This window comes from Saprospiraceae bacterium (genome assembly GCA_016719615.1).
Classification (GTDB): Bacteria; Bacteroidota; Bacteroidia; order Chitinophagales; family Saprospiraceae; genus Vicinibacter.
The window spans coordinates 144,334-165,630 of the sequence record JADJYQ010000007.1 but is presented as its reverse complement, the minus strand read 5'-3'; the positions used below and the strand labels follow the sequence as shown (position 1 = coordinate 165,630).

Below are 21,297 nucleotides of genomic sequence, written 5' to 3'. Positions count from 1 at the left end.
ATTTTAAGAAACGAATGAAAAATCAGGTTTTTATTTATTTGATTGTGCCTTTATTTTTGATAGGCTCGTCATGTGAAACGAAGAACGAAACCCTAATTTCTAATGTAAAAATACTGGAAACCACAAGTTTAGATACTTATAATCTTACCAAAAATCAATTTCAGTCTTCTCAAATGGTTTTGGGTAGAATGGAAATGACCTCTTTTTATGAGTTGGTTAAAGCTAATGGTAAACTCGATGTACCTCCTGAAAATTGTGCTGAGGTTAGTAGTTATTTTGGAGGTACAGTTAAAGAAATACGACTATTGCCGGGAGAAAGAGTAAAAAAGGGTCAGATACTTTTCACACTTGAAAACCCTGATTATGTGCAAATGCAGCAAGATTTTTTGGAAGCAAAAGGACAGCTCGCATATCTAAACTCAGATTATGAAAGACAAAAAAATCTGGCTCAGGATAATGTAACTTCTCAAAAGAACTTCCTTAAAGCTGAATCTGAATATACAGTGACAAGTGTTAAACTGGAGGCATTGCGTAAGAAATTGTCATTGATGAATATTTCTCCAAATACCCTGACATTAGAAAATATTCGCACAACCGTTGCAGTGTTGTCTCCTATCAATGGGTATGTTACAGAGGTAGCGATTTCAAAAGGAACTTTTTTAAATCAATCAAAGATGGCAATTTCCATTATGGATACAGATCATATACATTTAGAATTAAACATTTTTGAGAAAGACATTTCCAAAATAAATATAGGACAAGTTATTCATTTTAACCTGCAAGATAATAGGAGCGAAGCATATAAAGCTAAAGTACATTTAATTAGTAAAACAGTACATGCGGAAAATCGAACAGTAGGTATTCACGGTCATTTAGTAGACGGACAGCGATCAAACAGGTTTTATCCGGGCATGTATGTGGAAGCTGAAATTTTTATTTCATCATTAGCTAAGATGTCTTTGCCTCAAGATGCTATTGTAGAGATTGATGGGAAGTATTATGTTTTAGTTCTTCAAAATGCTTTGGCAGATGCTTACACTTTCGTAAAAAAAGAAGTTAAAATCGGCTTAACCAATAAAAATCAAGTAGAAGTTTTGAATTTTCAGGATTTTAAAGAAAATGCAAAATTTTTAATAAATGGATCTTTTAACCTTATAACTGAATAATTATGAATAACGCACATTTTCACTTAATTGTCAATCACCTTCCTATAGTGGGTTTGTTGATCGGAATGCTTGTACTCATTTCTGGCCTGGTCTTTAAAAATACGGCAGTTAAACTTATCGCATACGGAATTTTTATCTTCAGTGCCATTTGCTCGATAGTAGCTTTTTATACCGGAGAGGGTGCAGAAGAAGTTATCGAAAAAATGACAGGAATCAGCGAAACACTTATTAACACACATGAGGAATATGCAGAATCATTTTTCGTTCTGACCTTGATATTGGGAAGTATAGCCAGTGTAACTTTTATTGCAGAATTAAGAAAATTTAAACACGTAAAATACCTCATTATTCTATGTTTCTTAGTGGCCATTGCGGATGGAGTGTTGGCAAAATATGTCGGCACAAGTGGCGGTGAAATCAGACACTCAGAGATAAGAAGTGAGGCCAAAATGATTCCAATAGAAATGGATGAAGATTAACTAGATTCAGTCGCTGCGATTTTGTTGAAGCCGGCAAGTTCAAATTTTGATTGGTGTTATTGTGGAAGCAAGAGCAAATCATTTCCCAATGACAGCCACGTGTTTACGTTAGGCTCGCTTGCACAACATCATTTTATTTCAGCTTGGGGGGAATATTATATCTCTATTTTAGAAATGAAAACTCTATTTATGAGATTTATAAAAGCTAACTTTCCGGCAAGAGTTTATTTAGTTTTGGGTTTTTTGAACCTGATTTTATATATGTCAAAAATGAAAATCGCAATTTTAGATGACTACCAAGATGTTATTTCAAAGCTAAAATGTTTTGAAATTTTAAAAGAGCAAAATGTCAAAATTTTGCATCAGCACGAACAGGATCCTGCTAAACTTGCTTTGCGTATTTCAGATTGCGAAATTCTAGTTTTAACAAGAGAGCGAACGAATATTACAGAAGAGCTCTTGATAAGAATGCCGGAACTAAGACTGATAAGTCAAACAGGTAAAATTTCAAATCATATAGATCTAAATTTGTGTACCCAATACAATGTGTCCGTTGCTGAAGGTATGGGTTCGCCGATGGCTCCTGCAGAATTAACATGGGCATTGATGATGAACACGGTTAGAAGAATACCACAGGCCATCGAAGGGATGAAGAATGGTAAATGGCAGATCAACATTGGGACCAGCATTTATGGAAAAACTTTAGGAATCTGGGGATATGGCAAAATTGGTCAAAGAATTGCACAATATGCGAACGTATTTGGTGCCAACGTTTTAGTTTGGGGTAGTGAAAGCTCACGAAGACAAGCCTCTGAAGATGGTTTTCAACAAGCTGAAAGTAAGGACTATTTTTTCAGAAATAGTGACATTATCACTTTACATTTAAGATTGAATGATCAAACGTTTGGAATTGTCAAAGTAGCAGATTTGCAGAAGATGAAGGACCATTCGGCTTTGATCAACACGGCAAGATCCGAATTAATCGAAAAGGATGGATTGCTCAATGTTCTAAAATCAGGTAAGCAAATTTTTGTAGGTGTCGATGTTTATGAGAATGAACCTATCTATGATAGAAATCATGAATTGTTAAATATAAATAATGTAATCTGTACACCCCATTTAGGCTATGTGGAAGAAAACACTTATGAATTATACTTTAGTAAAGCTTTTGAAAATATTGTAAACTATATGAACGGAAATCCAACAAATATTGCGAATCCTGAAACCCTTTACAAAAAGGATACGAGGAGCTAAGATAAAGTCTATATTGAAGAAAATTGGAATTCCGGAGCGCACTTTTGATATATGGAATTTCTTTTTATTGAGTCCTCACAACATACGTTCTAAACTTCAACGGAAGGGACCCGGATGAATAATTTTAATTTCCATAATGCAATTGTTTTGTGATACTATTTTATATTTGACGTTCAAAAACCAGGTATGAATCCTCATCAAATTTCTGACAGGCACGTTACCTATGCTCAATTGATTTGTTTCGCGATTGCGATTATTGCTGTGTTGGGGAATGTAGCATTCCCAAATCAACATATAAGCCATAAAATTATTCAAACAGCTTTTGCCACCGGTTCTATTTTATTGGCCATGAAACTTGCTCGCGAAGGTTGGGACATGGCAGCAGCTGGGTTCACTATATTTGGCATTGCCTGGGGTATTTTGTTTGCTGGTGTGGATTTTTGGTATGAGAAGCCGGGAATGCATATAATTTCCTCAGCAGGCTATTTCTTTTTTCCGGCTTTTATACTCATTTCATTTTACAAACCATTTCCAAAGTGGATTAAAATAGCCACCCTCTGGTGTGCATTTCCATACACGATCAATCTGATATTGTTTAATATGAATCACAATCATAATGTATTGGGAATTTGGGCCGAAATTGGATTTATGTCTTTTCATATAGTATCACTATGTTGGTCGGTTTATTTTTTTAAGCAGTACAAAAAATCAATTGCGGTAAATGAAATTAAAATTGAAGAATAAATCACACTATATAAAATAATTCCTGGATATTGGGCTATTGAAAGCTATATTTAGCTGAGACTAGCCTATATAGCCAATGACATACACGCCATTTTCTAATAAAAAATTTAGCTGTGAGATGAGGACAATGTTATTATGCGATTAATAAATCTCGTTTATGCAGCTTCAGCTTTTCTCATTTCTTAAAATTCACTTTAACTCAAAGTTAAGTTGTAATTAAGAAAATAATTGTTTAGTTTTAATTTGAATATATGTGTGAATAGATTTCAATTCATTTTGAACCTATATACTTATCTCTAGGATTGATGCATGCCTATTGGCCTCAAAGTATTAATCTGATAAAAACCATAAAGCAACAAAGATGTATTATTTTTGATAAATATTTGTGGTGGGCTTTAATTACCCTATTACATGTCCTCCCAGTTAACAAGAAATGCAAAAGTATGTACCTGAACATTAAATGGGGATCATTCTTGTCCAGTGTAATTTTCTCAATTTTGGAAACAGATGCGCAATCCTTAAAAAAGATTGTCTTGGATGAAAATGATTTTTACAGCGGATATTATTTGGTTGCAGAACCGGAAAATTTGAATGCCATTTTAGGTGCCTTGGTTCTTATAGCTGGATTTGGACAAATTCCGGAAGACTCACCAAATGAAACGAAATTGCATAAAGTTGCACACGCAAATAATATTTTAAGCATTTTTTGGGCAGGTGGAAACAAATTGTATGCAGACTCTATAACGCAATTAAAATTATCTGCAGTACTCAATGATGTTATAAAGCGATACCATGTCAGTCCGAATAACTTTGTATTAGGCGGATATTCTGCCGGGGGAATGCTCGCGTTGAGGTATGTAGAACTTTGTAATGAGTTTCCGGAAAAGTTTCCCATCCAAGCTCGGGGTATTTTTACAGTAGATTCTCCCATTGACATCTTTACCATCTATGAGCAATTGGAGGAATCTGCAAAAAATAAGTACTCTGAAATGGCAGTGGAAGAAGCAGAAAGAGCCATACGCCACATTAAAAATGATTATGGTGTTCCAATTGAAAATATCTCAACATATGCGAAACTTACTGCATTTAGTATGAACAAAGCATATGGTCAGAACGAAAAGTTTTTATTAAATACTGCAGTTCGAACCTATCATGATGTGGATATTGCCTGGCGAATTAAAAATCGAAATCAAACCGTTCGGAGATCAAATTATGAAGTTACGGCTGAACTCATTAACCGACTTAATCTTATGGGTAATCAGAAAGCTGAGTTCATGCAGTCTTTTCAAACGGGCTATCGCTCCAACGGACAACGGCATCCGCATTCATGGTCCATCGTAAATGAAGTTGAATGTATTCAATGGATGAAAGAATTGATGAAATAATACTGGGCGCATCACGAATATATACTTTTATAAGTTCAAAAATAAATGGACTTTTTCTGTCGAAAATTCGCCAAAACTCAAAATTATACGTATTTTTACATAAAATATACGTGTGATGACCACCAAGTTAACATTAACAGTAGAAAAAAGCGTGATTGAGAAAGCTAAAAAATACGCTAAGGAGACCGATCGGAGCTTATCTAAACTCATTGAGAGTTATCTGGAAAGCTTGATTCAGGATAAGGAGTCTCGTGGTAAAATTTCACCTAAACTAAAGAAATTGGTAGGTAGTGTAAAATTGCCTAAAAATTTTAACGAAAATAAGATTTTGGAATCCTACTATAAGGAAAAGCACCAATGAAGAACATATTTGTGGATACAAACATTATTCTGGACTTATTGGCGGACCGAACGCCTCATAGCAAATTTGCTATAGCTCTTTTTGGAATTGCCGAAAGTCAAAAAATAAAGCTTTACGCTTCTTCTCATTCCATTGCGACTACTAACTTTCTACTTAAAAAACATATTGATGATAAAAAATTGAGATCTATTTTACTTGATTTAACGGAATTTTTGACAATTATTCCTATAGATGGTCATACCATAATTCGCGGATTAAAATCTAGATTTAAAGATTTTGAAGACGCACTGCAAATTCTAGCAGCTGCTTCGATTGACAAAATGGATTGTATTGTGACCAGAAATCTTAAAGACTTCAAGGGTTCTGAGATTGCTGTTTTTTCACCAGACGAAATACTAAAAAAGCTTTGAGGAATGAATCTTAGAACTTCGTAAAACATTACTTTTTATGGATTTTGAAATCAATGAAATTTAATACTTATTCAACTGGGGCAGCCATTGAGCGGTGATATAGACATATTTCGAAAAATTGAATAAAATGAAATAATTTTGCCCATAAAATTTGAAATATATGCCAAATAATACTGTAAATCTGCACCGGGTTTTTGCAGCACCCATCGAAAAAGTATTTAAAGCATTCACAGATGCTGATGCGATGGCTTCCTGGCTTCCACCTTATGGCTTTGTTTGTAAAGTTCATAGTATGGAAGTAAAAATAGGAGGTTCATACAAAATGTCTTTTATCAATTTTACAACGGGGAAAAGTCTTTCATTTGGCGGTGAATATTTGGAAATAATTCCCAATGAAGTATTAAAATACACAGACCAATTTGACGACCCCAATTTGCCGGGACAAATGATTACCACCATACAATTCAAAACTGTTTTATGTGGGACAGAACTATTGGCAACTCAAGAAGGAATACCTGATTCCATTCCAATAGAAATGTGTTATTTGGGTTGGCAGGAATCCTTAGACAAATTAAAGCGTTTGGTTGAACCTAATATCCCGGATGCTTAAAACTTAATTCATAACTTATAAAACAAATCAAATGGCACAGATCAATCCTTACATTCACTTTAACGGAAATGCAGAAGAAGCTTTTACATATTATAAATCAGTTTTCGGTGGCGAATTCGCAATGGTAGTTCGTTTTAAAGATATGCCTGGCGATCCAGACAATCCGATGCCGGAAATTGATGCCAATAGTATTATGCATATTGCTTTGCCTATTGGAAAATCAAGTGTTTTGATGGCAAGTGATGTTCCACCTTTTATGGGACAGGTCAATGAAAATGAAAACAGAAGTAAAATTTCAATTTCGGCTGAAAGCAAAGAAGAAGCCGACAAACTATTTAACGGACTTTCTGCAGGTGGTAAAATAGAAATGCCTATCGCCGACAGCCCCTGGGGTTCTTATTTTGGGATGTTCAGAGACAAATATGGGATTGAATGGATGGTGGATTACGATGCAAGGTATAATGGAGAAATTTGAGGTTCAAATTAATTCTCGTTTTGTAAATGGATAATTGTAGTGAATTGGTTTCAAATTATACTTCGTTAATACTTACATTGCCATCAAATAAGTGCAATATTGCATAATATATATTTGCTCTCAGTTATAATAAATTGTGAAATTAAGTATTCAAATCTTTGCTCTGCTTCTATCATTCAAGCTGATAAGCTCGTGTAATGGGCAAGTCAAAACTGGCGTACAGAAAAGAGTTGCACATGAACAAGATAAAAATACAAACGGACAGTTAAAAATAACAAGGACTTTAGGAATAGCCTCTGGCAATTTAATTTGCAATTTACAAGATAAAGCTGGCAATATTTGGTTTAGTACAAGCGGCGAAGGAGTTTATCGTTACGATGGAATATCATTTACAAACTTTACAACACGGGATGGACTGAGTGATAATGATGTAAATGAAATTATAGAGGATAAAACAGGCCATATTTTGTTTGGCACTAAAAGAGGCATCTGCAAGTTCGATGGCAAATACTTTTCTAATTATTCGGAGAACTTTGATGCGAGTAGAAAATCCATTTCAAGCATTCTTGAAGATAGTAATGGAAATCTTTGGTTTGGTGTATGGGGTGAGGGAGTTTATCGTTACGATGGAAAAATATTTGATAACTTTCTGAACAGCAATGTCCCTGATAGAACCTTACCTTTATTTCCGCAGAATGATAAGCCAACTTTTAATCTTGGCAATAAAGACCAACTTATTTTGGATATTTTGGAAGACAAACTAGGGAATATTTGGTTCAGTTCTTGGAATGGTGGTGGTGTGTGGCGATATGATGGGAAATCATTTAAAAACTATCTTCCTTCTGCCGATTATTATCTGCGGAATGAAGACGGTCGTTCTGGTGATAAAAAAAACCAAACATTTGAGGGCGCATCTTTCAACAAAGCTGCACAGGACAGGATTGCGGATGATATGATATTTTCTATACTGGAAGACAGCGCAGGAAATCTTTGGTTCGCTACTAGAAGACACGGAGCCTGCCGCTATGATGGAATATCTTTTACAAGTTTTAGAGAAAATGAAGGCTTTGTAAGTTATGGAATATATTCAATTCTTGAGGATAAAAGGGGAAATTTGTGGTTTTCTACGGAAAAGAATGGCGTGTACTGTTATGATGGAAAAAGTTTCAAAAATTATACGACAGCAGACGGCCTGGTCTCCAATTCCGTTTTTAGTATTTTAGAGGATATAAGCGGAAATCTTTGGTTTGGCACAAGAGGTTTTGGCTTAAGCCGTTACGATGGAAAAACCTTTACTACTTTTTCCGAGTAGATATTTAAGCAAAGCGGTGAGTGTGTGTTAATGCACGTCTAATATATTTGTTGAAATATTTTGCCCCCTGGTTGTGAATTGCTTTCAATTTGTTCTTTGATTATATTTTACAACAGTATTTCGTTTATAAAAATTTAATGGGCAGGCACAAAAATAATTAGAACAAAAAAAGTAATATCTTCGCTAAGTGAAACAAAGAATATATATAGATACTTCAATAGTAGGTGGTTATTTTGATTTGGAATTTGAGAATGCTACAAGGTCCTTATTTAAAAGACTAGAAAATTCTGAAATTATCTTTATCCTCTCTGATTTATTATTCGTAGAATTATTGGATGCCCCCTCACACGTTCAAACACTATAACAAAAATACCCTAGTGAATTTTTCGAAAGAATTGAAATAAACGAGGAAGCAATTGAATTGGCAAACAAATATATTGAAGAGAAGGTAGTTGGATTAACAAGCATTGAAGATTGCAGACACATTGTGTTAGCTTCTATTTTTAAGGTTGATGTCTTGGCAAGTTGGAATTTCAAGCACATAGTTAACCTACAAAGAATAAAAGGTTATAACTCTGTGAACTTAAAAAATGGTTATGCGTTATTAGAAATAAGAAGTCCAAACGATTTAATGAATTATGGAAACTAATAAAATTGAAAAAACATTCGATTCTGTAAAGATGATGCGGGAAATTAGAGACAAAATAAGCAAAGAAACTGCCAATATGTCTTTTAAGGAATTGAAGAAATATATTCAAGAAAAATTAGATACTAAGTTAGCATCTCCACTTAGCAAGTAATGTGCCTGTCCATAACATTTTCCTTGCGATCATGCCGTCAAATAAAGGAAGTTTTCACTTTTGGCATTTAACGCCTACCTTCCAGCCGTTCGTTGTGAATCGCTTTCAATTTGTTCTTTGACTATATTTTATAATAGTATTTCGATTGTAAAGGAATTTATACCGCATTCTAAAAATTGATAATTTGTGCTAACTTTGAAAAATATGCCAGAAATTTCAAGGTTTTATGGACTTGTAATTATGATGTTCTTTAACGAGCATAATCCCCCTCATTTTCATGTAACTTATGGAAATTACAAGGCTATTGTTGATATTAATGACGAAGTAATTATAGGTTTTATGCCAAAACGTGCCCTAAAAATTTTATTCGAGTGGATGGAAATACATAAAGAAGAGTTAATTTTGAATTGGGAAAAATGTCAGAATGGAATTAGTCCGGATAAAATTGAACCATTGAAATAAATATTATGGAATTAATTTGGTTGATAAAAGTGGAGTATGTGGAAGATTATAAGCTTAAATTATTCTTTAATGATAATACAATTGGCATTGTTGACTTAAGAGCTTCATTTCATGGGCCAATTTTTGAACCGCTTAAAGAAATCGAATATTTTAGAAAATTCAAATTAAATAGCTGGACAGTCGAATGGCCTAACGGGGCAGACTTTTCACCTGAGTTTTTGCACTCACTCGCAGTACAAAATAAAGTTGAACTTGTAAATAAATGAACGCGGAATAAAATGGCATAGGCTCTACATCGGATCTTGTGAATTGCTTTCAATTTGTTCTTTGACTATATTTGCTACAACTTGGCAAAGACTGAGGCAGATTATTATATAGTTGTGAATTGCTTTCAATTTGTTCTTTGACTATATTTGCTGCAACTAGCCTTCCAATTCAAATACAGTCGTTTGCGTTAAATAAGCATTTTAGCAAAGGCAATCTGGCCTTTTATCATGTAATAGTTTATCATTAAAAATCCATTTATTTTTGTACCAAATATTATCACAAACATAATTCCGTTATCCTATAAGATATGAATAAAACCACCCATAAAATTTTTATTTCTACTTTGGTCGGTATCAATGTTTTAGTACTTTTTTGGCTGATCTATAAGGGCTATTCTTATTACCAAACGCCGGTCGTCGAGCGGTTTTATCACGATGATCATGCGATGCTCAAACCCAGTGGACCCTTCGGGCATGGATATGGGATTATTGGTACTTTGTTGATTTTGATTGGAGTATTTTCATACATCGCCCGTAAAAAGGTGAAAGCCTTGGCCGGCTTGGGCAGGCTTAAATATTGGTTGGAATTTCATATCTTTTTGTGTTCGCTGGGTCCTATGCTGGTTTTGTTTCATACAGCCTTTAAATTCGGCGGATTGGTATCTATTAGTTTTTGGAGTATGGTTGCAGTGGTGGCTAGTGGTGTAATAGGCAGATTCATATACATCCAAATCCCCAGGACCATCGAGGGTAGAGAACTGAGTCTTGCAGAAGCTAATGCGCTTAAATTAAATATGTCTGAAATATTAAATGAACAATTTCATATCCATGAGAACCATATCCAATTATTGACAGGTTCTTTGAGAGGAAAGGGAAATTATTCTGAAAGCTCACTTTGGGAGAGATGGTTCTTGAAATTTAAAGATGATAGGAATAAATTAAAAGAAATTGGAAACGTATTGCGCAACTTAAGTGTTCAAAGAAGTGAACACTATAAAATCATCAATTTGTTTAAAAAAGAAATTTCACTAAATAATAAGATTGACCGTTTACATACAATGCAACGATTGTTCCGCTACTGGCACGTAGCGCATTTGCCTTTTGCATTTATCATGCTCATCATCATGGTCGTCCATGTTGTGATCACTTTAATGTTTGGATACCGATGGATATTTTGATCACAGATCTTTTTATTGAAAAGCTCATCATTTACGGAAGTGTTTTCGGACTTTGTATTCTGGTCGTTTCCATTTATTTGCTCAAACAAAAAAAGACAACAGCAAAGTACAAGGCCAAAATAGCCAAAGCAAAAGAAGAAGGTGTCTTCGAACCGGTTTCTTTACATCCGGTCATTGATACGACCACATGCATCAAAAGCGGAGCATGTATTGAAGCCTGCCCGGAAAAGGATATTCTCGGTATCGTCAATGGAAGAGCAACTTTAGTCAATGCTTCCAATTGCGTAGGACATGGGGCCTGCTTTCACGCCTGCCCCGTAGAAGCTATCACGCTGGTGATCGGAACAGAAAAGAGAGGGGTTGATTTACCTCATGTGCACCAATCCTATGAAACCAATGTTCCCGGTATCTACATCGCCGGAGAATTAGGTGGCATGGGTTTGATTAAAAACAGCGTTGAACAGGGCACGAGTGCCATCGAAAATATGGTCAAAGAAGGTTTTGTAAAGGAAAAAGCAGAATTAGATGTGGTGATTATTGGTGCGGGACCGGCAGGAATTGCAGCCTCTCTGACCGCTAAGAAACACAAACTAAATTTTGTAACGCTTGAACAGGATAGCCTGGGAGGTACGGTTTTTACCTTCCCCCGGGCAAAAGTGGTCATGACAAACCCAATGGAACTCCCCTTGCATGGAAAAGTCATGCTAAAAGACACCAATAAAAAACAGTTATTGGATTTATGGTTGACCACCCTATCGAAAAACGAAATTAAAATTAAAGAATATACCAAAGTTGAGTCTATTTCAAACGAAGGGAAAGAGTTCAAAGTTTTAACTGCTAAAGGTGAAGTATTCTACACCTCCAAAGTATTGATTGCTATTGGCCGAAGAGGAACACCAAGAAAACTAAATGTTACAGGGGAAGATCTTGAAAAAGTAGCTTATAGACTGCTGGAACCTGAAAATATCTCAGGCAAAAAAGTATTGGTTGTTGGTGGCGGAGACTCCGCTATTGAATCAGCACTATTGTTGGCTGAACAAAATTTAGTAACACTTTCATACAGGTCCGAACAATTTAGCAGAATCAAACCAAAGAATGCAGAAAAAATGAAAGCCGCTATGGCAAATAAATCGATTGATGTTTTATTAAATACGCAGCTGAGTCTCATTTCAGAAAACGAAGTGCACATAAAACACAACGCTTCGGAAGAGGTCGTGAACTTACCCAATGATCTCGTTTATATTTTTGCAGGTGGCGAATTGCCTACCCAATTTTTGGAAAAGGCGGGTATTCAAATCAGTAAGAGATTTGGCTATACCATGAAGAAACATAGTTGAGCCTTATTTGTAAATTAATATTACAGATGTTTATAAGTTTGTTACATATTTGATGTGAAAATGTGAATTTGAAATTGAGAAATGCTTCTTCTAATCTTAATAAATTCAGCTTAGCAGGCTTGCTAGCTGTGTTACTCTGGGTTTTGCCAAACCTTGTTTGTGCCCAATTGTCGCCGGGTGAATTATTCAAAGGACATGCTGAGTTGGAAGGAAATTTCAATTGTACTAAATGTCATACCATTGGCGAAAAAGTCTCAGATGCAAAATGTCTGGATTGTCACAAAGAGATACAATCGAGAATTAATCAAAGAAAAGGCTATCATTTCAGTCAGGAGGTTAAGTCAAAAACCTGTATTCAATGTCACAGCGATCATCATGGACGCAATTTTCAAATCATAAGATTCAATGAAAAACAATTTGATCATAAGTCGACAGGGTTTACGCTCACAGGCAAGCATCAGAACATTGATTGCAAATCCTGCCATAAATCAGCTTTTGTAGCGGATGCGCAGTTAAAGAAAAAGTCAAAAACATTTCTCGGCCTCGATTCAAAATGCATCAGTTGCCATGAGGACGTTCATCGTGAAACAATGGATAAGGATTGTGCAAAATGCCACCATACGGAGTCATTCAAACCTGCTGTAACTTTTGATCACCAAAAGACCAAGTTCCCACTAAATGGCAAGCATAAAACAGTAGAGTGTAAGGCTTGTCACAAGGATATGCAAATAGCTAACGCTAAGAAGCTGGTGTTTGAACTCAAATCATATCAAACTTGTAATAGTTGCCACTCGAATCCGCATAAGAAATCTATCAACACTTGCAACGACTGCCATACAGAGGAATCATTCTCAAAATTTTCCGGCGGCAGAAATTTCAATCACAACAAAACAACTTTTCCTTTAAAGGGGAAACACCAGCAAACGTTATGCAGTAAATGCCATGATTTGAAGAAATCTCCTTTGCAATTATTCCAGGACCATCAGAATGTATTGACTTCTGCTTGTGTGAATTGTCATAAGGACGTACATGAAGGAAAGTTTGGAGAAAATTGCGCACAATGTCACAACGAAAGTGGTTTCAAAGCGCAGTTAAAAATGGACCAATTCAATCATGCGCTCACCAATTTCAAATTGGAAGGTAAACACTTGCAGGTTGATTGCAAAAAATGCCATATTTCGAGTTACACAACGCCGCTACCACATCAAAAATGTGGTGATTGTCATAAAGATTACCACGATGGTATCTTTACAAAACCGGAATTTTATAGGGATTGTGCTCATTGCCATACTGTACAGGGATTTTCAGGTAGCAACTATTCCATTGAACAACACCGCAACACCAAATTTCCATTGGAAGGTTCACATCAGGCGATTCCTTGTTCATCCTGTCATTTAAAGGATAAAACCTGGAAATTTAGAAATATCGGAGAGCAATGCAGGGATTGTCATAAGGATGTACACGAGCCCTATATTCCTGAAAAGTATTATTCAGGTAAAAATTGCAAAGCCTGCCACAGTGAGGAAAGCTGGCAAATGGTCCATTTTGATCACAATTTGACGGGTTTTTCTCTGGAAGGTGCTCATAAAAACCTTAAATGCATGGACTGCCATAAATTAAAATTGGGGGAAACAGGCGATTCTTATAAAAATCTAATAACTTTGGAGCGAATTTGCGTGGGCTGTCATGAAGATATTCATAACCGACAGTTTGACCTAAACGGCATAACCGATTGTCAGAGTTGCCATAACTATGAGAAATGGAAGCCCTCTAAATTCGAACACAATACTGCCAGATTTAAGCTAGAAGGCAAGCATGCAGAATTAGAGTGCAAGGCTTGTCATACAGCTATTGTAAAAGCAGGTAAGACATTCATACATTACCGATTGAACAAACTTGAGTGCATAGACTGTCATCGCTGATCGGTTTTTTATTAATAACTGGATTCGTTTTCGGACAATCTCCTCATGGCCCTAAATTAAAATTAGATTGCGCTTTATGTCATACGGCTTCCGGATGGGCAATTGTTCGCGACTCTATGGCTTTTAATCACGATTCAACTCAATTTATATTAGATGGGCGACATACGACCGTCGATTGCAAACAATGCCATTTAAATCTGGTTTTTGAAGAGCTGAAATCCGAATGCCGGACTTGTCACCAGGATCCGCATCAAAATACGGTAGGCGATAAGTGTCAACGCTGTCATAATACAGAAACCTGGATCATCAACGATATTCAACCCATCCATAACTCAAATGGTTTTCCTTTATTAGGCCAACATCTCACGACAGATTGCCGTGCCTGTCATACCTCAGAAACGGAATTGAGATTTGACCGCATTGGCAATGACTGTATCAATTGCCACCGGGAAGATTATAATCAAACTTCCAATCCGGATCACAAAAAAGCAGGATATGGAAATGATTGTGCTGCATGTCATGATCCTGCATCCAACAAATGGAATGCCCAATTTATTCAGCATGATTTTTTTCCGCTGACAGGTGTGCATGATGTCAATGAATGTAAGGCTTGTCATACGGATCCGGATTATTCGAGTACTTCACCGGATTGCTTCAGTTGCCATAAAGATGACTACGATAACAGCACCAACCCCAAACACAATTCTGCAGGGTTTGGCAACAATTGTTTGGATTGTCATACACTCGTAGCTGACTGGAAGCCTGTAAACTACACTCAACACGATCAGAATCATTTTCCAATCTATTCGGGTGAGCATAAAGGCGAATGGAAAGATTGTGCAAGTTGCCATCTCAATAATGCCAACTACAAGGAATTTTCGTGTACCATTTGTCACACCAATCCCGATACAGATGAGGAGCACGAAAAAGTAAATGGCTATTTTTATACGGATCAAGCTTGTTTTGCCTGCCATCCCAATGGTGATAAATTGACGGTTTTTGACCACAACAGCACAAGTTTTCCATTAACCGGAGCGCATAAAGATGCCAATTGCATAGCATGCCATTCTAAAGGATTTAAAGGCACTTCAACGGTTTGTGTAGATTGTCATATGATTGATTTCACATCGAGTCTTAATCCGGATCACGTGAAATTGAACATACCTAACGATTGTAAGTTATGTCATACGACCGAACCTGACTGGAAACCTGCTACTTTTCCAATCCACGACCAATATTATGTATTGAAAGGCGCGCACCAGCTCATTTCGAATGATTGTGCAGCCTGTCATAAAGGAGATTACAATCAAACACCTAACACTTGTTCGGCTTGTCACATCGAAGATTACAATAAAACTACAGATCCACCTCACCTGTTGCAAAGGCTATCTACAGATTGTATGACCTGCCATTCGGAGTCCGCATGGGTTCCTTCCACCTTTGATCATGATGGAATGCATTTCCCCATTTATTCAGGAAAACATCAGGGCGAATGGATTACCTGCAGTGATTGCCACACCAATCCGGCAAACTATAAGGAATTTAAATGTACCGGTTGTCACCTGAGCAATGAAACAGATCAACAGCATCAAACGGTTTTGGGCTATTGGTATCAGGATCAGGCTTGTTTTGCTTGCCATCCATCAGGAAGTAAAGACGACAGATTCGATCATAATGCTACAGCTTTTCCCTTAACGGGTGCGCACCAACAGGTCGACTGTAAAAAATGTCACACAGTTGGGTTTAAAGGCACTCCAATGTTGTGTGCGGATTGTCATACCATACATTTTGACCAAAGTCTTAATCCAAATCACCAGCAGCTGGGACTAAGTAAAGATTGTGCACAATGTCATACGACCAATCCAGACTGTAAACCAGCGAGATTTGATATACATAATCAGTACTATGAATTAAAAGGAGCGCATACTGCTATAGCTATGGATTGCGATGCCTGCCATAAAGGAGATTATATCAATACCTCAAGTGAATGCAAATCTTGTCACCTTGAAGATTACAATCAATCTTCATCACCTCCGCATGCTCTGCAGAAGATACCTATGGAATGTACGATGTGTCATACAGAACAAGCCTGGATACCTGCAAATTTTGAACATGATGGAATGCATTTCCCCATTTATTCAGGAAAACATCAGGGCGAATGGGTGAGCTGTCAGGATTGCCATACCAATCCGGCAAATTATCAGGAATTTAAATGCACCGGCTGTCACCTGAGCAATGAAACGGATCAGCAGCATCAGACCGTGCAAGGCTATTGGTATCAGGATCAGGCTTGTTTTGCCTGCCATCCTACCGGTAGCAAGGGCGACCGATTTGATCACAATGCAACGGGATTTCCTTTAACGGGTGCGCATGTTACAACCGATTGCAAATCATGCCATACCCAGGGTTTTAAAGGCACACCTACACAATGTTCAAGTTGCCATCAACAAGACTTTGATAATAGTGTGAATCCCAATCACCGCTCTTTAGGCTTGAGTAATGATTGTATCAGTTGCCATACTACTGCTCCTGACTGGCAACCCGCGCGATTTGATCAACATGATCAAATTTATCAGTTCAATGGTGCCCATAAACTTTTAGACTGTGCCTCCTGCCATAAAGGAAATTATATCAATACGCCTAACACTTGTTCGGGATGTCATATTGATGACTATAACAATACGGTCGATCCGGCGCATCTTGTGCTGAAGTTTTCAACAGATTGTGCGTCCTGTCATACAGAAAATCAGTGGGTTCCATCGACCTTTGATCACGATGGTCGATATTTCCCAATATATAATGGAAAACATAAAGGCGAATGGATGGAATGCAGGGATTGCCATATAAATCCTACCGACATCAAAGTATTCAGCTGTGTGGTTTGCCATTTAAAACAGGCAACAGATGACGAGCATCAAACTGTACCGGCTTATTTTTACCAGGACCAGGCTTGTCTGGCCTGCCATCCAATGGGTAGTGGTGAAGACCGTTTTGACCATAATACAACGATGTTTCCGCTCACGGGCGCACATACACAAACGCTATGTATTTCTTGTCATCAATCAGGATTCAAAGGAACACCCACCAATTGTTCTGATTGTCATTTAACCGATTACAATGCAACATTGAATCCAAAGCATACAGATCTTGGATTGTCTTTGGATTGTGCTTCATGTCATACTACAGCAATAGGATGGAAACCAGCCAAATTTGATCAGCACGACCAGTATTATGTTTTAAATGGTGCACACAAACAGCTTTTATCAGATTGTGCTGCTTGTCATAAAGGCAATTACAATATGACACCTAACACTTGTTCGGGCTGCCATACAGACGATTATAACAATGCAAAAGATCCGGATCACAAAGCACTGCAGTTTTCTACGGATTGTGCAAGTTGCCATACAGAAAATGCATGGGTTCCTTCCACTTTTGACCACGATGGATTGCATTTTCCGATTTATAGCGGTAAACATAAGAATGAATGGATGGAATGTAAAGAGTGTCACCTGAATCCTTCCAACTATAAAGAATTTGTTTGCACCACTTGTCATATCAATCCCGAAACAGATGAAAAACATGTGGGGGTTTTCGGATATTTCTACAACAGCCAGGCCTGTTTTGCTTGTCACCCGATGGGAAGCAAAGATGATATGTTTGATCACAACACCACCCAATTTCCGTTGACAGGAGCTCACACAACTGTTGAATGCAAAGCCTGCCATACTAATGGATTCAAAGGAACTCCAATGGAATGTGAAAATTGTCACCTCAACGACTTCAACGGGACGACCAACCCAAATCATACCAACCTTGGATTTTCAATGGATTGCGCAAAATGTCACACGACAATTCCAGGATGGAAACCTGCCTTAATTCCAGATCACGATGCTTACTACCCTTTGACCGGTAAACATTTGGAAATTGCAAACGATTGCGCTGCTTGCCACAAAGGCAATTACAATAACACACCTAATACTTGCGATGGATGTCACTTAAACGATTACAACGAAAGTAAAAATCCAAATCACAATACCTTGGGTTTGTCACATGATTGCGCAGTTTGTCATACGACTAAACCCGGCTGGGAACCGGCTGCGTTTCCTGAACACGATAGTTATTACCCACTTACCGGCAGGCATCTCGAAATTGCCAGTGATTGTGCTGCTTGTCACAAAGGAAATTATAACAATACACCCAATACTTGTGAAGGATGCCATTTAACGGATTACCAGCAATCCAAGAATCCCAATCACAATACCCTGGCACTTCCACTTGATTGTGAGATGTGTCACACAACCAAGCCGGGATGGGAACCTGCATTGTTTCCATTGCATGACAGTTATTACCCATTAACTGGTGCGCACCAAGGCATTGCCAATGATTGTGCAGCTTGCCATCATGGCGATTATAACAATACACCCAATACCTGTGAAGGATGTCATTTGAAAGATTATAATGGAGCGACAAATCCAAGTCATAAAAATTTAAACTTGTCTAAAGATTGCGCAGTATGCCACACGACAACACCTGGTTGGGCACCGGCACTTTTCCCGGATCATAACTCTTATTATCCATTAAATGGAGCACATCAATTGATTGCAATGGATTGCGCACTTTGCCATAACGGAAATTATAACAATACGCCCAATACCTGTGTGGGATGTCATTTAGATGACTATAACCAAACATCTGATCCCGATCATCAGGTCCAACAGTATCCTACTGATTGTGCGAGCTGTCATACGGAAACTGCTTGGATTCCTTCTAACTTCAATCATAATAATTATTATGTGCTGACCGGTGGACATGCAATTATTCAGGATGATTGCATTTTATGTCATAATGGAAATTATGGAAACACTCCCAATACCTGTAAAGGTTGCCATCTTACAGATTTTAATCAAACGACAAATCCAAATCACGTAAGTCTTGGATTTTCCCAGGAATGCCAGACTTGCCACACTACGAATCCGGGATGGGAACCGGCACTTATGCCCAATCACGATGCATTTTGGCCTTTGATTGGTGCGCACTTTGCCATCAAAAATGAATGTAATTTGTGCCATAACGGAGATTACAACAACACTCCGAATACTTGTGTAGGTTGTCATCTTGATGATTATAACAATACAAATAATCCCGACCATCAAACGGCCCAATTCCCAACCAATTGCACGCTATGTCATTCTCAAAATGCATGGGTCCCTTCAACTTTTAACCACGATGCCATGTATTTTCCAATTTACAGCGGCAAACATAGAGATGAATGGAACACTTGTTCAGATTGCCATACCAATCCCAATAATTACAATATTTTCAGTTGCATAGATTGTCATGAGCATGATGACCAAAATGAAGTCGATGATGACCATAATGGAGTTACGGGATATTCCTACAATAGCAACGCTTGTTATAATTGTCACCCAATGGGTAAAAAATGATGAATGCCGTTTTAAATTATAAAATTATTGGATTAAAATTTCTGTTTATCCTTGGTTTTGTTTCCGTTCATCTAGTCCTCAATGCTCAAGTGATGGATACTTCAAATGCAGGTTATGTAAGTTATACATCAGTCAGAAATATTTACGTAAAATTTAAATCAACAAAAGCCATCCAGCCTGGCGATACCCTATTTATTTTATTTAGAAATGAATGGAAACCAGTTTTAAAAGTTTTAAATAAATCTTCAACATCCTGTGTTTGCCAGCCTTTGGATTCTTTGGATTTTAAAAATCTTGGGCCGGTTCTTATGAGAAAAACCGAAATGACCGATGCTCTGGTAAGCGAAAAAGAAGATGAAAACAGGATACCCGATTTAAGCCCCGATGCAATTTTAAAACCTACTGTAGGAGAAAAATCAAGTTCATTTCGTTCGCCTGATAAATGGAAAGGCCGGGTTTCTGCCGCGTCTTACTCGGGATTTGGTTCGAATCCATCATCTGATGCACATCGCTTTCAATATACTCTTTCTGCACAAGGCAATGAGCTGGTCAACGGCCATTTTTCTGTTGAGACTTATGTTTCCTTTAGGCATCGGTTGGGAGAATGGAGCAGAGTTTCGGATAATCTGAATGATGCATTGAAAATTTACAGCCTTGCGGGAAGTTATGAGATCAAAGATAAATTCAAAATCAGCATTGGAAGACGCATCAATTACAAAGTTTCAAGTTTGGGTGCAATTGATGGCATTCAGGCAGAATGGAAGTTCAACAATTTTGAAGCAGGTGCGATATTTGGTTCAAGACCGGATTTAAGAGACTATGGATTTAATTTTATTTATCCGGAAGCAGGTGTTTTTATACACTACAACTGGAATGTAGATCAAAAAATAAATAGTCAGCAGACCCTTTCACTGATGGAGCAACGCAGAAACGGAAATATTGATCGCCGTTTTATGTACTTTCAACATTCAAGTACCCTATTCAGGAATTTAAGTTTATTCTGTTCCGCAGAATACGATTTGTATCAGAATATTCCCAATGAAGCTACCACTGTTTTCAAACTCACAAATATATATCTGATGGGGCGTTACCGTTTTTCAAGGCGTTTTAACATGTCCCTATCATACGACGCCAGAAGCAACATCATCTATTACGAAACTTACAAAAATGATATAGATCGACTGTTGGAAGATGAAACGCGTCAAGGCCTTCGCTTACAAGTTCAGATTCAACCGGCCAGATTTATAAATTTAAGTATGGGCACAAATTATCGCTATCAACAGAGTGGAGAGAACGAAGCATTGAATTTTAATGTGTATGGTTCACATAGTCGAATACCATTTTTAAATTGTGCGCTGAGTATTTCTGGAAATTATTTAAACACAAATTACCTCGTTTCAAAAGTTTATGGGATTCATCTCAATAAAGATTTTTGGAGGGGAAAATTTTTCAGCGAATTGTATTATCGTTGGGTTAATTATGACTATTCATTATACGATTACAACGCTACACAACATATAGGCGGAGTTAGTGTAAACTTGCGATTGGGAAAAAAACATTCCATTGGTGTTTATGCAGAAGAAACATATGACAAAATTGGCAATTATCTGAGGATGAATGCCAGAGCCATGTATCGATTTTGATTTTTATATATTTCTTTGTTCGGTTTATTAACTTTGTACAAAATTTTAA

General features: G+C 37.2%; 18 protein-coding genes. All 18 read left to right on the top strand.

Going from position 1 to position 21,297, the window contains the following annotated elements; genetic code table 11:
* Window positions 1-14: 14 nt before the first annotated feature.
* Window positions 15-1,166, top strand: coding sequence for an efflux RND transporter periplasmic adaptor subunit (locus tag IPM92_15220; protein ID MBK9109679.1), 1,152 nt, complete (start codon window positions 15-17; stop codon window positions 1,164-1,166).
* Between the two features lie 2 nt (window positions 1,167-1,168).
* Window positions 1,169-1,645 (top strand): hypothetical protein, encoded by a 477-nt coding sequence (locus IPM92_15215; GenBank protein MBK9109678.1) that lies wholly within the window; start codon window positions 1,169-1,171, stop codon window positions 1,643-1,645.
* A 270-nt stretch (window positions 1,646-1,915) separates the two neighbouring features.
* The gene (locus IPM92_15210; GenBank protein MBK9109677.1) at window positions 1,916-2,899 is read left to right on the top strand and encodes a D-2-hydroxyacid dehydrogenase family protein; all 984 of its coding nucleotides are present in this window, start codon (window positions 1,916-1,918) and stop codon (window positions 2,897-2,899) included.
* A 186-nt stretch (window positions 2,900-3,085) separates the two neighbouring features.
* Complete coding sequence (locus IPM92_15205; GenBank protein ID MBK9109676.1) at window positions 3,086-3,643, top strand: hypothetical protein; 558 nt, start codon at window positions 3,086-3,088, stop codon at window positions 3,641-3,643.
* A 443-nt stretch (window positions 3,644-4,086) separates the two neighbouring features.
* Window positions 4,087-5,028 (top strand): hypothetical protein, encoded by a 942-nt coding sequence (locus IPM92_15200; GenBank protein ID MBK9109675.1) that lies wholly within the window; start codon window positions 4,087-4,089, stop codon window positions 5,026-5,028.
* Between the two features lie 115 nt (window positions 5,029-5,143).
* Window positions 5,144-5,389, top strand: coding sequence for a hypothetical protein (locus IPM92_15195; protein ID MBK9109674.1), 246 nt, complete (start codon window positions 5,144-5,146; stop codon window positions 5,387-5,389).
* Window positions 5,386-5,799: a PIN domain-containing protein gene (locus IPM92_15190; GenBank protein ID MBK9109673.1), complete on the top strand. Its 414-nt coding sequence runs from the start codon at window positions 5,386-5,388 to the stop codon at window positions 5,797-5,799. Before IPM92_15195 ends, IPM92_15190 begins: the two co-directional genes overlap by 4 nt.
* A gap of 160 nt (window positions 5,800-5,959) precedes the next feature.
* Entirely contained in the window at window positions 5,960-6,409 is a 450-nt protein-coding gene (locus IPM92_15185; GenBank protein MBK9109672.1) for an SRPBCC family protein, read from the top strand.
* A 31-nt stretch (window positions 6,410-6,440) separates the two neighbouring features.
* On the top strand, window positions 6,441-6,884 hold the full coding sequence (locus tag IPM92_15180) for a VOC family protein (GenBank protein MBK9109671.1): 444 nt from the start codon (window positions 6,441-6,443) through the stop codon (window positions 6,882-6,884).
* Between the two features lie 136 nt (window positions 6,885-7,020).
* Entirely contained in the window at window positions 7,021-8,196 is a 1,176-nt protein-coding gene (locus tag IPM92_15175; protein MBK9109670.1) for a hypothetical protein, read from the top strand.
* A gap of 638 nt (window positions 8,197-8,834) precedes the next feature.
* Entirely contained in the window at window positions 8,835-8,996 is a 162-nt protein-coding gene (locus tag IPM92_15170; GenBank protein MBK9109669.1) for a hypothetical protein, read from the top strand.
* A 204-nt stretch (window positions 8,997-9,200) separates the two neighbouring features.
* Window positions 9,201-9,458: a DUF4160 domain-containing protein gene (locus tag IPM92_15165; protein MBK9109668.1), complete on the top strand. Its 258-nt coding sequence runs from the start codon at window positions 9,201-9,203 to the stop codon at window positions 9,456-9,458.
* Between the two features lie 5 nt (window positions 9,459-9,463).
* Entirely contained in the window at window positions 9,464-9,724 is a 261-nt protein-coding gene (locus IPM92_15160) for a DUF2442 domain-containing protein (protein MBK9109667.1), read from the top strand.
* A gap of 308 nt (window positions 9,725-10,032) precedes the next feature.
* Window positions 10,033-10,902 carry a hypothetical protein gene (locus IPM92_15155; protein ID MBK9109666.1) on the top strand — a complete coding sequence of 290 codons (870 nt, stop codon included), beginning with the start codon at window positions 10,033-10,035 and terminating at the stop codon, window positions 10,900-10,902.
* Complete coding sequence (locus IPM92_15150) at window positions 10,890-12,239, top strand: NAD(P)-binding domain-containing protein (GenBank protein ID MBK9109665.1); 1,350 nt, start codon at window positions 10,890-10,892, stop codon at window positions 12,237-12,239. Before IPM92_15155 ends, IPM92_15150 begins: the two co-directional genes overlap by 13 nt.
* A 68-nt stretch (window positions 12,240-12,307) precedes the next feature.
* Window positions 12,308-14,161, top strand: a complete 1,854-nt coding sequence (locus tag IPM92_15145) for a cytochrome c family protein (protein MBK9109664.1) — start codon at window positions 12,308-12,310, stop codon at window positions 14,159-14,161.
* Entirely contained in the window at window positions 14,140-19,605 is a 5,466-nt protein-coding gene (locus IPM92_15140; GenBank protein ID MBK9109663.1) for a hypothetical protein, read from the top strand. Before IPM92_15145 ends, IPM92_15140 begins: the two co-directional genes overlap by 22 nt.
* Window positions 19,602-21,248 carry a hypothetical protein gene (locus IPM92_15135; protein ID MBK9109662.1) on the top strand — a complete coding sequence of 549 codons (1,647 nt, stop codon included), beginning with the start codon at window positions 19,602-19,604 and terminating at the stop codon, window positions 21,246-21,248. Before IPM92_15140 ends, IPM92_15135 begins: the two co-directional genes overlap by 4 nt.
* The last annotated feature ends 49 nt before the right edge of the window (window positions 21,249-21,297 follow it).

Coding starts and splice junctions, on each gene's coding strand:
- IPM92_15135 (MBK9109662.1), top strand. CDS start 19,602: ATGATGAATGCCGTTTTAAATTATAAAATTATTGGATTAAAATTTCTG.
- IPM92_15185 (MBK9109672.1), top strand. CDS start 5,960: ATGCCAAATAATACTGTAAATCTGCACCGGGTTTTTGCAGCACCCATC.
- IPM92_15210 (MBK9109677.1), top strand. CDS start 1,916: ATGAAAATCGCAATTTTAGATGACTACCAAGATGTTATTTCAAAGCTA.
- IPM92_15165 (MBK9109668.1), top strand. CDS start 9,201: ATGCCAGAAATTTCAAGGTTTTATGGACTTGTAATTATGATGTTCTTT.
- IPM92_15190 (MBK9109673.1), top strand. CDS start 5,386: ATGAAGAACATATTTGTGGATACAAACATTATTCTGGACTTATTGGCG.
- IPM92_15220 (MBK9109679.1), top strand. CDS start 15: ATGAAAAATCAGGTTTTTATTTATTTGATTGTGCCTTTATTTTTGATA.
- IPM92_15170 (MBK9109669.1), top strand. CDS start 8,835: ATGGAAACTAATAAAATTGAAAAAACATTCGATTCTGTAAAGATGATG.
- IPM92_15155 (MBK9109666.1), top strand. CDS start 10,033: ATGAATAAAACCACCCATAAAATTTTTATTTCTACTTTGGTCGGTATC.
- IPM92_15195 (MBK9109674.1), top strand. CDS start 5,144: ATGACCACCAAGTTAACATTAACAGTAGAAAAAAGCGTGATTGAGAAA.
- IPM92_15200 (MBK9109675.1), top strand. CDS start 4,087: ATGTACCTGAACATTAAATGGGGATCATTCTTGTCCAGTGTAATTTTC.
- IPM92_15215 (MBK9109678.1), top strand. CDS start 1,169: ATGAATAACGCACATTTTCACTTAATTGTCAATCACCTTCCTATAGTG.
- IPM92_15205 (MBK9109676.1), top strand. CDS start 3,086: ATGAATCCTCATCAAATTTCTGACAGGCACGTTACCTATGCTCAATTG.
- IPM92_15180 (MBK9109671.1), top strand. CDS start 6,441: ATGGCACAGATCAATCCTTACATTCACTTTAACGGAAATGCAGAAGAA.
- IPM92_15160 (MBK9109667.1), top strand. CDS start 9,464: ATGGAATTAATTTGGTTGATAAAAGTGGAGTATGTGGAAGATTATAAG.
- IPM92_15150 (MBK9109665.1), top strand. CDS start 10,890: ATGGATATTTTGATCACAGATCTTTTTATTGAAAAGCTCATCATTTAC.